The sequence below is a fragment of the Novosphingobium sediminicola genome (genome assembly GCF_014196525.1).
In the GTDB taxonomy this organism is placed as follows: Bacteria; Pseudomonadota; Alphaproteobacteria; order Sphingomonadales; family Sphingomonadaceae; genus Novosphingobium; species Novosphingobium sediminicola.
The window spans coordinates 80,804-95,896 of record NZ_JACIDX010000004.1 but is presented as its reverse complement, the minus strand read 5'-3'; the positions used below and the strand labels follow the sequence as shown (position 1 = coordinate 95,896).

At 61.8% G+C, this 15,093-nt stretch carries 7 protein-coding genes and 1 riboswitch; of the genes, 4 read left to right on the top strand and 3 right to left on the bottom strand.

What is annotated here, in order from left to right:
• Nucleotides 1-103 precede the first annotated feature (103 nt).
• The 3 genes from GGR38_RS06315 to GGR38_RS06305 all read right to left on the bottom strand — a co-directional run bounded on the left by GGR38_RS06315 (nucleotide 104) and on the right by GGR38_RS06305 (nucleotide 2,941).
• Complete coding sequence (locus tag GGR38_RS06315; protein WP_425497041.1) at nucleotides 104-523, bottom strand: DUF4440 domain-containing protein; 420 nt, start codon at nucleotides 521-523, stop codon at nucleotides 104-106.
• A gap of 136 nt (nucleotides 524-659) precedes the next feature.
• Entirely contained in the window at nucleotides 660-2,522 is a 1,863-nt protein-coding gene (gene thiC / locus GGR38_RS06310; RefSeq protein ID WP_183623770.1) for a phosphomethylpyrimidine synthase ThiC, read from the bottom strand.
• Between the two features lie 17 nt (nucleotides 2,523-2,539).
• Nucleotides 2,540-2,941, bottom strand: a complete 402-nt coding sequence (locus GGR38_RS06305) for a hypothetical protein (protein WP_172342284.1) — start codon at nucleotides 2,939-2,941, stop codon at nucleotides 2,540-2,542.
• Between the two features lie 81 nt (nucleotides 2,942-3,022).
• A riboswitch (TPP riboswitch) is annotated at nucleotides 3,023-3,128 on the bottom strand.
• Between the two features lie 151 nt (nucleotides 3,129-3,279).
• Between GGR38_RS06305 and crtY the strand changes: the two genes are divergently transcribed.
• From crtY to rpoC, 4 genes are all read left to right on the top strand, one after another.
• Nucleotides 3,280-4,518: a lycopene beta-cyclase CrtY gene (crtY, locus tag GGR38_RS06300; protein ID WP_183623768.1), complete on the top strand. Its 1,239-nt coding sequence runs from the start codon at nucleotides 3,280-3,282 to the stop codon at nucleotides 4,516-4,518.
• On the top strand, nucleotides 4,515-5,996 hold the full coding sequence (locus tag GGR38_RS06295; RefSeq protein ID WP_183623766.1) for a phytoene desaturase: 1,482 nt from the start codon (nucleotides 4,515-4,517) through the stop codon (nucleotides 5,994-5,996). The genes crtY and GGR38_RS06295 overlap by 4 nt, the downstream gene beginning before the upstream one ends.
• A gap of 540 nt (nucleotides 5,997-6,536) precedes the next feature.
• Nucleotides 6,537-10,688, top strand: coding sequence for a DNA-directed RNA polymerase subunit beta (rpoB, locus tag GGR38_RS06290; RefSeq protein WP_183623764.1), 4,152 nt, complete (start codon nucleotides 6,537-6,539; stop codon nucleotides 10,686-10,688).
• 70 nt (nucleotides 10,689-10,758) lie between these two features.
• Nucleotides 10,759-15,036: a DNA-directed RNA polymerase subunit beta' gene (rpoC, locus tag GGR38_RS06285; RefSeq protein WP_183623762.1), complete on the top strand. Its 4,278-nt coding sequence runs from the start codon at nucleotides 10,759-10,761 to the stop codon at nucleotides 15,034-15,036.
• Nucleotides 15,037-15,093: the final 57 nt, after the last annotated feature.

The window sequence follows — 15,093 nt, the reverse complement described above, 5'->3', positions numbered from 1 at the left end:
ATGGCAGGGCGCGTCTGACAAATCCATGAATGAAATGGCCACATTGGCGAATTTTATGAATTTTTATGACGGGGTTGGTTGAGAGCCCTTGCGGGTCGGTTGATCACGTCAGCGTGACGAAAATCTCGGCTTCAAGCACCCATCGCGGTTGCGGGGCATTGGCCGCCAGATTGCGCCACTTCGCCGCATAAGTCCCCGAAGCCTGAATTTTGCCATTCGCGCCCATGCCCTGCCATGCGCCATACTCCATCGCGATTGGTTCAATTTGGCTAATTGTAATCGCCTCAGTGGTTCGCAGATAGGTCGTGCGCTGGGCAATCGGAGCGGAAAACTCGCGCTTCCATGCCAGCAATTGCGCCTTGCGCCCGTTCAGCAGCGCGCTGTCCGTCCCCGTGATCAGCGTCACATTCGGTGCCAGCAAAGGCGTGATGGCATTGAGATCGCCCTGTTCCAGCGCGCGGTTAAATTCTGCGCGGGCAAGGCGGATGGCAAGATCGGCGGTGGGGTTATGCATGGGTTTCATCGCTGCGCGATTTTTCGGGTTTAGGGAAGGGGGTGTTTGGCACAAGGAAGCACCCTTTAACCTGTTAAAAACCGCAAAACAAAAGGACCGAGAGCCACCCCGGCCCCCGACCCTTCCGTTAATCCCAAACGCCCCCTTATTCCGCAGCCGGAATGTAGAGATCGCCCGCTTCCTTATACTTCTCGCTCATCTGAGCCATGCCCGCTTCGGCATCCTCGGCGGCGGCGAAGGTCTCAATCGGCGCGTTCTGCTTGGCGGCAAAGTCGCGCACTTCCTGCGTGATCTTCATCGAGCAGAATTTGGGCCCGCACATCGAGCAGAAATGCGCGGTTTTCGCGCCTTCTGCGGGCAGGGTCTGGTCGTGATACTGCTCAGCGGTATCCGGGTCGAGCGACAGGTTGAACTGATCGCGCCAGCGGAAGTCGAAGCGCGCGCGCGACAGGGCGTCGTCGCGCAATTTCGCCGCCGGGTGGCCCTTGGCAAGGTCGGCAGCGTGGGCCGCCAGCTTATAGGTCACCACGCCCACCTTGACGTCATCGCGGTCGGGCAGGCCAAGGTGCTCCTTGGGCGTGACATAGCAGAGCATCGCCGTGCCGAACCAGCCGATCATTGCCGCGCCAATGCCGCTGGTGATGTGGTCATAGCCCGGCGCGATGTCCGTCACGAGCGGCCCGAGCGTATAGAACGGAGCTTCACCACAAGCCTTGAGCTGCTTGTCCATGTTCTCCTTGATCTTGTGCATCGGCACATGGCCGGGGCCTTCGATCATCACCTGAACGTCCTGCTCCCACGCACGCTTGGTCAGCTCGCCAAGGGTGTAGAGTTCGGCGAACTGCGCCTCGTCATTGGCGTCGGCAATCGATCCGGGGCGCAGGCCGTCGCCCAGCGAGTAGGCCACGTCATAGGCCTTCATAATCTCGGTGATTTCGTCGAAACGCTCGTAAAGGAACGATTCCTTGTGATGCGCCAGACACCACTTGGCCATGATCGAGCCGCCGCGCGACACGATGCCCGTCACGCGCTTGGCGGTCAGCGGGATATAGGGCAGGCGCACGCCCGCGTGGATCGTGAAATAGTCGACGCCCTGTTCGGCCTGTTCGATCAGCGTGTCGCGGAAGATTTCCCAGTTCAGGTCCTCGGCAATGCCGCCGACCTTTTCCAGCGCCTGATAGATCGGCACGGTGCCGATGGGGACGGGCGAATTGCGGATGATCCATTCGCGCGTGTCGTGAATGTTGCGGCCCGTGGACAGGTCCATCACCGTGTCGGCGCCGTGGCGGATGGCCCAGACCATCTTGTCCACTTCGGATGCCACATCGCTGGCCACGGCCGAATTGCCGATATTGGCGTTGATCTTGACCAGGAAATTGCGGCCGATCGCCATCGGTTCGGATTCGGGATGGTTGATGTTGTTGGGGATGATCGCGCGGCCGCGGGCCACTTCCTGCCGGACAAATTCGCCTGTCACGAAATCAGGGATTTCCGCGCCCCAGCTTTCCCCGTCACGCTCCAGCTTTTCCTTCAGGATCGCGCGGCCAAGGTTTTCGCGCTGCGCCACATATTCCATTTCGGGTGTGACGATGCCGCGGCGGGCATAATGCATCTGCGACACATTGGCGCCCGCCTTGGCGCGCAGAGGGCGGGGGTTGACCGCCGGGAAGGCAGGGACGCCGCCGCTGCGATCAGGCCCCTTCAGACCATTGTCCTCGGGCTTGACCGCGCGGGCGTCATATTCCTCGACATCGCCGCGCGCGATGATCCATTCGCGGCGCAGCGGGGCAAGGCCCGCCGAAATGTCGATGGTGGCATTGGGATCGGTATAGGGGCCGGACGTGTCATAGACGCGCACGGCCGGTTCATTGGCCGACGACTCCAGCGCGATTTCGCGCATGGCAACCTTGATTTCCGGGTGACTGGGCGAGGGGACGTAGATCTTTTTCGAGCCACGGATCGCGCCGGTGGTGACGCCTATTTCAAGGGGGGAGTTGATGTCGGCCATGGGGTGCTTTCTGCTGTTTATCCGAAGCGGGCCATGCCGATCACGGTCAAAGCCAGCCCGATGAGAGTGGTGATGCCGGCCCAGCCCTTGTGAAAATTGCCAAGGGTTTTCAGCCACATCTGGGTGTAAAGATCACAAGCGAACAGGATGGCCAGGCTTTCGGCCATCATCAATCCGCCCAGCGCCTTGATGATGCAGGTGAGAAGGTCATGCGGTATCCATGGGTTGGCCAGATAGACCACGCTGCCCACCAGCAATTCGAGCATTCCGCACAGGAATTGCAGGGCGGGCGAGCCTTCCACCTCGCCGATCATGGTCTGCCAAACTCCCGGTTGCCTAAGTGCCCCTGCTCCCGCGGCCAGCGCGGCCAGACCAAGAATGAGGGCGCTCCATGCAGTCGGATCTCCAGCTTCTTGCATACCTTCTCCTGTTTTTATCGTTTTATCTCGCCTTCATGTTCTGCGGCGTCAGGAGAGGAGGAGCGGGGGGCACCATACCGGGCCGACAGACGCTTCCCTCCCTACGCCCGGATTAACGGGTTCAGGTTCAGCGGGTCGTGGGGCGTGACGCCCACCTCTCAGCCACATGGCTCCCCGGGGATATGCAGGGCAGGTTATGCGAAGGCGAAGGCCTTGGCAAGCGCCCGCTCCCGGTTTTGGGCGCGGTTTTGGCGCTGGTCCGGCCATCGGGAAATTTCTCCCGGATATGCCCGTATGGTCGGTTGCCGGAAAGCGGTTGCTAACATAGACTTGGGCCCATGGCGGGAAATGACACGGATATTGCCATCCTCGGGGGGGGATTGGCAGGCGGGCTGGTAGCGCTGGCTCTGGCGGCGCGGCGGCCCGATTTGCGCATCCTGTTGGTTGAGCGTGAGGAGAAGCTGGGAGGGCAACACCTCTGGTCCTTTTTCCTCAGTGATATTCCGGTGGCCTCGCGTTGGTTGCTCAAACCTTTGGTGGTGGGCAAATGGAACAGCCACAGCGTGCGCTTTTCCGGCAATCGCCGCCATCTGGGCAATCCCTATCGCACGATTTCCAGCGCCCGCTTTGATGCAGCCCTGCGTGAGGCTTTGCCTGCCGGCTCGATCCTGACCGGGGCGACGGTGACGGCTTTTGACCGGCGCGGCTTTACATTGGCCGATGGGCGGCAGTTTCGCGCCGGGGCGGTGATCGATGCGCGCGGCGCGGCGGCTTTTCCGGGGCTGCGCGGCGGATGGCAGAAATTCGTGGGCCAGATGGTGCGGACCGGCGCGCCTCATGGTCTCACCTCGCCGATCATCATGGATGGCAACCGCGCCCAATTTGACGGGTTCCGCTTTGTCTATGTCCTGCCCTTTTCGGAGGATACGGTGTTCATCGAGGACACCTATTATTCCGACACGCCCGACATTGACGCTCCGGCCCTGCGTGAACGCATCGCGGCCTATGCCCGCAGCCGCAGCTGGACCATTGCCGAGGTGCTGGACGAGGAGCAGGGCGTGTTGCCGGTGGTGGCCGATGGTGAGCCCCATGCTCTGATCGAGGGCATGCATGGCGCGGCGCGGATTGGCGTGGCGGCGGGGCTGTTTCATCCGCTGACGGGCTATTCGCTGCCGACGGCGGTGCGCGTGGCGATGATGATTGCCGATCTGCCCGATATGTCGGGCGAGGCGATTGCCGGGGCGGTGGAGAATTATGCGCGGGCCCATTGGCGCTCGGGGCGGTTTTATCGTCTGCTGGCGCGGATGCTGTTTGGCGCGGCGCGGCCGGACAAGCGGTACCGGGTCTTCGCCCGCTTCTATCGCCTCAATGACAGGTTGATTGAACGTTTCTATGCCGGGCAATCGACCCGGGCGGACCGGCTCCGCCTGCTGATCGGGCGTCCGCCGGTGCCGCTGATCGCGGCGCTGGCCTGTCTGGCCGGGCGGGGGCGGGTGCTGGCCGATCTGGGGGCGCCCAGGCGCCTTTTGCACGATACCACGATACCGGCCTTTGCCGGGGAAACCGAGGAAACATGAAAAAGGCCTGTGTGATTGGCGCCGGATTCGGCGGACTGGCTCTGGCCATCCGATTGCAATCCTCCGGAATTGCCACGACGCTGGTCGAGGCGCGCGAGCGTCCGGGCGGGCGCGCTTATGTGTGGGAGCGTGACGGGCATACGTTCGACGCCGGCCCCACGGTGATCACCGATCCGTCCTGCCTGTCGGAACTGTGGGCGCTGACGGGTCAGGACATGGCGGGCGATGTTGATCTGATGCCGGTGATGCCCTTTTATCGCCTGCAATGGACCGATGGCAGCCATTTCGATTATTCCAACGACGAAGCCAAATTGCGCAGCGAGATCAACCGCGTGGCGCCGGGCGATCTGGCGGGCTATCAGCAATTCCTCGATTTCGCGGGCGAGGTGTACCGCGAAGGCTATGTCAAGCTGGGCCATGTGCCCTTCCTTGACTTCAAGAGCATGATCAAGGCGGCCCCGGCGCTGATGAAGCATCAGGCGTGGCGCAGCGTCTATTCGCGCGTTGCCGGTTTTGTTCAATCGGAAAAGCTGCGTGAGGCGCTGTCCTTCCACACGCTGCTGGTGGGCGGCAATCCGATGGCCACCAGCAGCATCTATGCGCTGATCCACAAGCTGGAGAAGGACGGCGGCGTGTGGTGGGCGCGGGGCGGCACCAATCGGCTGGTGGCGGGCATGGTTGCGCTGTTTGAACGGCTGGGCGGGACGGTGCGGCTGGGCGATGGTGCGGTCAAGATCCATACGATTGGCAATCGCGCGCATGAGGTCGAAACCAAGAGCGGGTGGCGCGAAAGATTCGACGCGGTGGCCAGCAATGGCGATCTGATGCATACCTATCGCGACCTGCTGGGCGATACGCCGCGCGGGGTGGAATATGCCCGGTCGCTGGCGCGCAAACGCTGGTCGCCCAGCCTGTTCGTCGTCCATTTCGGGCTGGAGGGGCAATTCCCCCATATCCCCCACCACATGATCCTGTTCGGACCGCGTTATAAAGGGCTGCTGGAGGATATTTTCGACAATGGCGTGCTGCCGCGCGATTTCTCGATCTATCTGCACCATCCCACCGCTTCCGATCCGTCCATGGCGCCGGAGGGGCGCAGCACCTTCTATGCGCTGGTCCCGGTGGCCCATCGCGGCAAGCTGGCGGTGGATTGGGACGAGGTGGGGCCGATCCTGGAAAAGCGGATATTGGACGAGGTGGGCCGCCGCCTGATCCCCGATATCCATGACCGGGTGGCCACCAAGTTCCACTATGCCCCCACCGATTTCGAGGTGGATCTCTCGGCATATATGGGCAGCGCCTTCAGCCTCGAACCGATCCTGACGCAGAGCGCGTGGTTCCGAGGGCATAATCGCGATGATGTGATCCCGAATCTCTATTTGGTGGGCGCGGGGACTCATCCGGGGGCGGGGATTCCCGGCGTTGTGGGCAGCGCGAAGGCAACCGCCGGGTTGATGATTGAGGATCTGCGGGGGTAGGGGTTTGGGGCTTTTGCCTCCGGCGGGCAAAGGGCGGGGGCCCTTTGCAATCCCGATACTGTCGGCGTTGCGTTATGGGTTCGGCCTTTGGTTTCGGGGAATTTAAAGCCTGCGGCGCTTTTGGCGCGAGTTTGCCGCGCCGCAGGCTTTATGCCCATCGGGCATGGCGCCACCTTGTCAACCTGCCTCACCCCATTCATGGGATTGCAAAGGGTCGAGACCCTTTGCCCGCCGGAGGCAACCCTCATTCCTCCGACAATTGACAAACCGCCGCCACGCGCCTAATGCCCGCCGGTTCCATCGCTTCGAGCAAGGGCGGCCCAGCGCGGGGGTCATCCACGAAAGGAGGCGGTGGTTTGCATCTGACGCCAGAGGCTGCGGGCCTTCATCCCTGTGCAGGGGTGATTCGCCAGCGGCCTTTTGTGCGTTTGTCGGTGCCGCCATTTACCCCGCGCATGGCATTATTTTCCGGCTTAACGGCTCTTTTTTCCGCGAAAAAGATCCGCTGCGCCACCAACGAAAGAGGCAAAGTCAAGCCCTATGGCAACCCAGCCCATCTCCCGCGCTTCGGCCAAGCGCCGGATCCGCAAGATCTTCGGTGATATTCACGAAGTGACGCAGATGCCGAACCTGATTCAGGTCCAGCGCGAATCCTATGAGCAGTTCCTGCGCTCGAACCCCGCTGTGGGTTACGTCTCGGGTCTGGAAAAGACGCTGCGTTCGGTGTTCCCGATCCGCGACTTTGCTGGCACCAGCGAGCTGGACTTTGTGCATTACGAGTTGGAAGAGCCCAAGTACGACATCACCGAATGTCGCCAACGCGGGATCACCTATGCCGCTCCGATGAAGGTGACGCTGCGCCTGATCGTGTTTGAAGTCGACGCCGAGACCGAAACCCGGTCGGTGCTCGATATCAAGGAGCAGGACGTGTACATGGGCGACATGCCGCTCATGACCGAGAACGGCACTTTCGTCATCAACGGCACCGAGCGCGTGATCGTGTCGCAGATGCACCGTTCGCCGGGCGTTCTGTTCGACCATGACCGCGGCAAGACGCATTCGTCGGGCAAGTTCCTGTTCGCCGCACGCGTGATCCCGTATCGCGGTTCGTGGCTGGACTTTGAATTCGACGCCAAGGACATCGTCAACGTCCGTATCGACCGCAAGCGCAAGCTGCCCGTCACGGCGCTGCTGCATGCGCTGGGCCTGAACGACGAAGAGATCCTGCATTACTTCTATCAGACGATCGTCTGGAACCGCGCGAGCGGCGGCTGGAAGATCCCGTATGTGGCCGAAGCATGGCGCGGCGCCAAGCCGACCTTCGACATTGTCGATGCGACCAGCGGCGAGGTGGTGTTTGCCGCCGGAACCAAGATCTCTCCTCGCGCCGCCAACAAGGCCGAGAAGGATGGTCTCAAGACCCTGCTGATCCCGACCGAGGAAATCTTTGGCCGTTACAGCGCCAATGACGTCATCAACGAATCGACCGGCCGTATCTATATCGAGGCCGGCGAGGAAGTGACGGCGGAGAATGTTGCGGCGCTCGACGCTGCCGGGATCGACGCTTTCGAACTGCTCGACATCGACCATGTTTCGACCGGTCCTTGGATCCGCAACACGCTGAAGGCCGATAAGGCCGAAGACCGCGATCACGCTCTGGCCGACATCTATCGCGTGATGCGCCCCGGCGAACCGCCGACGCGCGAAACCGCCGAAGCGCTGTTTGCGGGCCTGTTCTTTGACGCCGACCGCTATGACCTCTCGGCCGTGGGCCGCGTCAAGCTGAACATGCGTCTTGGCCTCAATGTCGAGGACACGGTCACCACGCTGGAAACCAACGACATCATGGCGGTGGTGAAGGAACTGGTGAACCTGAAGGATGGCAAGGGCGAAGTCGACGACATCGACAACCTTGGCAACCGCCGCGTGCGTTCGGTGGGCGAATTGCTGGAAAACCAGTATCGCGTCGGCCTGCTGCGCATGGAGCGCGCCGTCAAGGAGCGCATGAGCTCGGTTGACGTTTCGACCGTGATGCCGAACGACCTCATCAACGCCAAGCCCGCCGTGGCCGCCGTGCGTGAGTTCTTCGGTTCCTCGCAGCTCTCGCAGTTCATGGACCAGACCAACCCGCTGTCCGAAGTGACGCACAAGCGTCGTGTTTCGGCGCTCGGGCCGGGCGGTCTGACGCGTGAGCGTGCAGGCTTTGAAGTCCGCGACGTTCATCCGACCCACTATGGTCGTATCTGCCCGATTGAAACGCCCGAAGGCCCGAACATCGGTCTGATCAACTCGCTCTCGACCTTTGCGCGCGTCAACAAGTATGGCTTTATCGAAACGCCTTATCGTAAGGTGATCGACGGTCATGTGACCAAGGACGTGGTCTACCTGTCCGCGATGGAAGAGCAGAAGCACACGGTGGCGCAGGCTTCGGCCGCGACCAACGATGATGGCTCGTTCGTCGAAGAACTGGTCAGCGCGCGTCAGAACGGCGAATTCGTGATGGCTCCGCGTGAAACCATCACGCTGATGGACGTTTCGCCCAAGCAGCTCGTGTCGGTCGCGGCCTCGCTCATTCCGTTCCTGGAAAATGACGACGCCAACCGCGCACTCATGGGCTCGAACATGCAGCGTCAGGCTGTGCCGCTGGTGAAGGCCGATGCGCCTTTCGTCGGCACGGGCATGGAAGAAACCGTGGCGCGCGATTCGGGCGCTGCGATCGCTGCCGCCCGCGCGGGCATCGTCGATCAGGTGGACGCCACCCGTATCGTGATCCGCGTGTCGGGCGATATTGAACCCGGCAAGTCGGGCGTGGACATCTACACGCTGCAGAAGTTCGAGCGCTCGAACCAGTCGACCTGCATCAACCAGCGTCCGCTGGTGAAGGTGGGCGACAGCGTCGAAAAGGGCGACATCATTGCCGATGGCCCCTCGACCGAACTGGGCGAGCTGGCGCTGGGCCGCAACGTGCTGGTCGCGTTCATGCCCTGGAATGGCTACAATTACGAAGACTCCATCCTGATCAGCGAACGCATCGTGAAGGAAGACGTCTTTACCTCGATCCATATCGAGGAATTTGAAGTCATGGCCCGCGACACCAAGCTTGGGCCTGAAGACATCACCCGCGACATTCCGAATGTGGGCGAGGAATCGCTTCGCAATCTCGACGAAGCGGGCATCGTGTACATCGGCGCCGAAGTGCATCCGGGCGACATCCTTGTCGGCAAGATCACGCCGAAGGGCGAATCGCCGATGACGCCGGAAGAAAAGCTGCTGCGCGCGATCTTCGGTGAAAAGGCCAGCGACGTGCGCGACACCTCGCTGCGTCTGCCCCCGGGCGTTGCCGGTACGATTGTCGACGTTCGCGTCTTCAACCGTCACGGTATCGAAATCGACGACCGTACCCGCGCGATCCAGAACGAGGAAATCGAACGCCTCGCCAAGGACCGTGAGGACGAACGCGCGATTCTGAACCGCGCCACCTTCAACCGCCTCAAGGACATGCTGATTGGTCAGGTGGCCGCGGCTGCTCCCAAGGGGCTGAAGAAGGGCATCGACATCACCGAGGAAGTGCTGGCCGAGGTCGAGCGCTACGAATGGTGGAAGTTCGCCGTGGCCGACGATGCGCGCCAGCAGCAGCTGGAAGCGACCAAGGCGCAGTATGACACGGCCATCAAGGCGATCGTCGAGAAGTTCGAAGATCGTAAGGAAAAGCTGGAACGCGGCGACGAGCTGGCTCCGGGCGTCCTCAAGATGGTCAAGGTCTTCGTGGCTGTGAAGCGCAAGCTGCAGCCGGGCGACAAGATGGCCGGCCGTCACGGCAACAAGGGTATCATCAGCCGCATCCTGCCGCAGGAAGACATGCCCTTCCTGGAAGACGGCACTCCGGTGGACTTCGTGCTCAACCCGCTGGGCGTGCCTTCGCGCATGAACGTGGGTCAGATCTTCGAAACCCATCTGGGCTGGGCCGCACGCGGTCTGGGTCGCAAGATCGGTGATGCTCTGGACGCATGGCGCGAAGCCAATCCGAACCCGCAGGCGGGCGAAGCCCCCGAAGCGGTGCGCGAATTGCTCAAGGACATCTATGGCGACAACTACACGGCCGAGCTGAGCTCGCGCAGTGATCAGGAAATCGTCGAGCTGGCCCAGAGCGTGCGCAACGGCGTGCCGATGGGTTCGCCGGTGTTCGACGGCGCGGTGGAAGCCGACGTGACCGCGATGCTGCGCAAGGCCGGGCTGGATGAATCGGGTCAGGTGACCCTGTTCGACGGCCGCACCGGCGAGGCGTTCGACCGCAAGGTGACCGTGGGCATGAAATATGTGCTCAAGCTGCACCACCTTGTTGACGACAAGATCCACGCACGTTCGATCGGGCCTTACAGCCTCGTCACCCAGCAGCCGCTGGGCGGTAAGGCGCAGTTCGGTGGTCAGCGCTTTGGTGAAATGGAAGTGTGGGCGCTGCAGGCCTATGGCGCGGCTTACACGCTTCAGGAAATGCTCACCGTCAAGTCGGACGACGTGGTGGGCCGCACCAAGGTGTATGAAGCCATCGTCAAGGGCGACGACACGTTCGAGGCCGGTATCCCCGAAAGCTTCAACGTGCTCGTCAAGGAAATGCGCTCGCTGGGCCTGAACGTGGAACTGTCTTCGTTGACTGACGAGGATGGCGACGATCTGGCCGACGCGGCGGAGTGAGGGGATCGGGCGGCCTTAACGGGCCGCCCGCCCATCGCCCCAGAGATTTGACCCCTTAGAGGGACGACATATGAACGACCTGACCAAATTTACCAATCAGATGGCGAAGCCGGAAACCTTCGACCAGATCCAGATCGGTCTGGCCTCGCCCGAGCGCATCCGCAGCTGGTCCTTCGGCGAGATCAAGAAGCCGGAAACGATCAACTATCGCACGTTCAAGCCCGAGCGTGACGGCCTGTTCTGCGCGCGTATCTTCGGCCCCGTGAAGGACTATGAGTGCCTTTGCGGTAAGTATAAGCGCATGAAGTACAAGGGCGTCGTCTGCGAAAAGTGCGGCGTCGAAGTGACCGTGACCAAGGTGCGCCGCGAGCGCATGGGCCATATCGAACTGGCCGCTCCGGTTGCGCATATCTGGTTCCTCAAGTCGCTGCCCTCGCGCATCGGCCTGCTGCTCGACATGCAGTTGAAGCAGCTGGAACGCATCCTGTACTTTGAATCCTATGTGGTGATCGAGCCGGGTCTGACCCCGCTTGAAAAGTACCAGTTGCTGACCGAAGACGAGCTGCTCGACTATCAGGACGAGTATGGCGAAGACGCGTTCAGCGCCGGCATCGGCGCCGAGGCGGTCAAGCACATGCTGATGAGCCTCGACATGGTTCAGGAGAAGGAAGACCTTCTCAAGGAACTGGCCGAGACGAAGTCGGAGCTGAAGCCCAAGAAGATCATCAAGCGCCTCAAGGTCGTGGAATCGTTCATCGATTCGGGCAACCGTCCCGAATGGATGATCCTCGACGTGGTGCCGGTCATTCCGCCAGATCTGCGTCCGCTGGTGCCGCTGGACGGTGGCCGTTTCGCGACCTCGGATCTCAACGATCTGTATCGCCGCGTGATCAACCGTAACAACCGTCTGAAGCGCCTGATCGAACTGCGCGCGCCTGACATCATCGTGCGCAATGAAAAGCGCATGTTGCAGGAAGCCGTTGACGCCCTGTTTGACAACGGCCGCCGCGGCCGCGTTATCACGGGTGCCAACAAGCGTCCTCTCAAGTCGCTGTCCGACATGCTCAAGGGCAAGCAGGGTCGCTTCCGTCAGAACCTGCTGGGTAAGCGCGTCGACTATTCGGGCCGTTCGGTCATTGTGACCGGTCCCGAACTCAAGCTGCATCAGTGCGGCCTGCCCAAGAAGATGGCGCTCGAACTGTTCAAGCCGTTCATCTACGCCCGTCTGGACGCCAAGGGTCTGTCGATGACCCTGAAGCAGGCCAAGAAGTGGGTGGAAAAGGAGCGCAAGGAAGTCTGGGACATCCTGGACGAGGTGATCCGCGAACACCCCGTCATGCTCAACCGTGCGCCCACGCTGCACCGTCTGGGCATTCAGGCGTTTGAACCCGTTCTGATCGAGGGCAAGGCGATCCAGCTTCACCCGCTGGTCTGCTCGGCCTTCAACGCCGACTTTGACGGTGACCAGATGGCCGTCCACGTTCCGCTGAGCCTTGAGGCCCAGTTGGAAGCGCGCGTGCTGATGATGTCGACCAACAACATCCTCTCGCCCGCGAACGGCAAGCCGATCATCGTGCCTTCGCAGGACATGGTGCTGGGCATCTATTACCTCTCGATGGACCGCGCAGGCGAGCCGGGCGAGGGCATGCTGCTGGCCGATATGGCCGAAGTGCATCAGGCGTTGGAGGCCAAGGCCGTCACGCTGCACTCCAAGGTCATCGCCCGCGTTCCGCAGACCGACGAAGACGGCAAAACGTACCTGAAGCGTTTCGAAACGACTCCGGGCCGTATGCTGATCGGCGAATGCCTGCCCAAGAGCCACAAGGTGCCCTTCGACGTCGTCAACCGCCTTCTGACCAAGAAGGACGTGGGCGACGTGATCGACGAGGTCTATCGTCACACCGGCCAGAAGGACACCGTCCTGTTCGCCGACGCCATCATGAGCCTTGGCTTCCGCCACGCGTTCAAGGCGGGCATCTCCTTCGGCAAGGATGACATGATCATCCCCGACAGCAAGGATGCGCTGGTTGCCGAGACCAAGGAACTGGTGGCTGACTATGAGCAGCAGTATCAGGACGGTCTGATCACGCAGCAGGAAAAGTACAACAAGGTCATCGACGCCTGGAGCCGTTGCGGCGATCAGGTGGCTGCGGCCATGATGGAAGAGCTGAAGTCCAGCCCGATCGATCCGGAAACCGGCCGTCAAAAGCCGATCAACGCGATCTACATGATGAGCCACTCGGGCGCGCGTGGTTCGCCAACCCAGATGAAGCAGCTGGCCGGTATGCGCGGTCTGATGGCCAAGCCTTCGGGCGAAATCATCGAAACGCCGATCATCTCGAACTTCAAGGAAGGTCTGACCGTTCTTGAATACTTCAACTCGACCCACGGCGCTCGTAAGGGCCTGGCGGATACCGCGTTGAAGACGGCGAACTCGGGTTACCTGACCCGTCGTCTGGTGGACGTGTCGCAGGACTGCGTCGTGGTCATCAACGATTGCGGCACCGAGCGTGCGCTGGAAATGCGCGCGATCGTTCAGGGCGGCAGCACCATTGCCTCGCTGGGCGAGCGTATCCTCGGTCGTACTCTGGCCGACGATATCCTTGCCAAGGACGGTTCGGTGATCGTGGCCAAGGGCACGCTGCTGGACGAACCGGCGGTGGCGCTGATCGAATCGCATGGCATCCAGTCGGCGCGCATTCGCTCGCCGCTGGTCTGCGAGGCGACCCAGGGCGTTTGCGGCACCTGCTATGGCCGCGACCTTGCGCGCGGTACGCCGGTCAACATCGGTGAAGCGGTCGGTGTTATCGCCGCCCAGTCGATCGGTGAACCCGGCACGCAGCTGACCATGCGTACGTTCCACATCGGTGGCGCGGCGCAGGTGAACGAACAGTCGAACCTTGAAGCGCTGTGCGACGGTCATGTCGAATATCGCGACATCCCGACCATCGTGGACAAGCGCGGGCGTCTGCTCTCGCTGGCCCGTAATGGCGAAATCGCGCTGATCGACACCGATGGCCGCGAACGCGCCATGCACCGTGTGCCTTACGGTACGCATCTGCTGCACAAGACCGGCGCGACCGTGAAGCAGGGCGAACGCCTGGCCGAATGGGACCCGTTCACCACGCCGATCATCACCGAAAAGTCGGGCAGCGTGAAGTATCAGGACCTGATCGACGGTCGCACGCTGACCGAGCAGGTGGACGAAGCAACGGGTATGACCCAGCGCATCATCACCGAAAACCGCTCGACCAGCCGCGGCAAGAAGGAGGATCTGCGTCCTCGTCTGACCCTGCTGGACGAAGGTTCGGGCGAGGCGGCACGCTATATGCTGGCGCCGGGCACGACGCTTTCGGTCGAGGATGGTCAGTTCGTGGAATCGGGCGACGTTATCGCGCGTGCTTCGCGCGAAGCTGCCAAGACCCGCGACATCACCGGCGGTCTGCCGCGTGTGGCCGAACTGTTCGAAGCGCGCATTCCCAAGGACAATGCGGTGATCGCCAAGATCGCTGGCCGTATTGAATTTGTCCGCGACTACAAGGCGAAGCGTAAGATCGCCATTGTGCCGCAGGAAGGCGAACCCGTCGAATACCTGATCCCCAAGAGCAAGGTGATCGACGTTCAGGAAGGCGACTGGGTCAAGAAGGGCGACAACCTGATCTCGGGCTCGCCCAACCCGCATGACATCCTCGAAGTTCTCGGCGTGGAGGCTCTGGCCGAATATCTCGTCGCGGAAATTCAGGAAGTCTATCGCTTGCAGGGCGTGAAGATCAACGACAAGCACATCGAGGTGATCGTTCGCCAGATGCTGCAAAAGGTTGAAATCACGTTTGGTGGCGACACCACGCTGCTGCCGGGCGAGCAGGTCGATCTGGAAGAGATGCTGGAAACCAACGGCAAGCTGACCGAAGGCCAGCGCCCCGCCGAAGGCAAGCCGGTGCTGCTGGGTATCACCAAGGCTTCGCTCCAGACGCGTTCGTTCATCTCGGCCGCTTCGTTCCAGGAAACCACCCGCGTGCTCACGCAGGCGGCGGTCGAAGGCAAGAAGGACAGCCTGATCGGTCTGAAGGAAAACGTCATCGTGGGCCGTCTCATCCCCGCCGGTACCGGCGCGGGCATGAACCGTATCCGCGTGGCCGCCTCCAGCCGCGATGCTGCGCTGCGCGCTTCGTATCGCAAGCTGCAGGAGCACCTGATCGCTCCGGCAACCGCGGCCGAAGAGCATGCGGCCGAACTGGCTCAGGGGCCTGAGGCTGCTGGTCTGGTCGATCCGCTGGCGCCGATGGAAGGGGAAACCCATGGCCTCGACGCCGATGCCGGTGATTACCTGAACAAGGGCGAGGAATAATCCTCTCGCCTTTGCCGGGCTGAAAACACAGGAAACCCCGCTGGAGCGATCCGGCGG

Coding starts and splice junctions, on each gene's coding strand:
- GGR38_RS06315 (WP_425497041.1), bottom strand. CDS start 523: ATGAAACCCATGCATAACCCCACCGCCGATCTTGCCATCCGCCTTGCC.
- rpoC (WP_183623762.1), top strand. CDS start 10,759: ATGAACGACCTGACCAAATTTACCAATCAGATGGCGAAGCCGGAAACC.
- crtY (WP_183623768.1), top strand. CDS start 3,280: ATGGCGGGAAATGACACGGATATTGCCATCCTCGGGGGGGGATTGGCA.
- GGR38_RS06305 (WP_172342284.1), bottom strand. CDS start 2,941: ATGCAAGAAGCTGGAGATCCGACTGCATGGAGCGCCCTCATTCTTGGT.
- thiC (WP_183623770.1), bottom strand. CDS start 2,522: ATGGCCGACATCAACTCCCCCCTTGAAATAGGCGTCACCACCGGCGCG.
- rpoB (WP_183623764.1), top strand. CDS start 6,537: ATGGCAACCCAGCCCATCTCCCGCGCTTCGGCCAAGCGCCGGATCCGC.
- GGR38_RS06295 (WP_183623766.1), top strand. CDS start 4,515: ATGAAAAAGGCCTGTGTGATTGGCGCCGGATTCGGCGGACTGGCTCTG.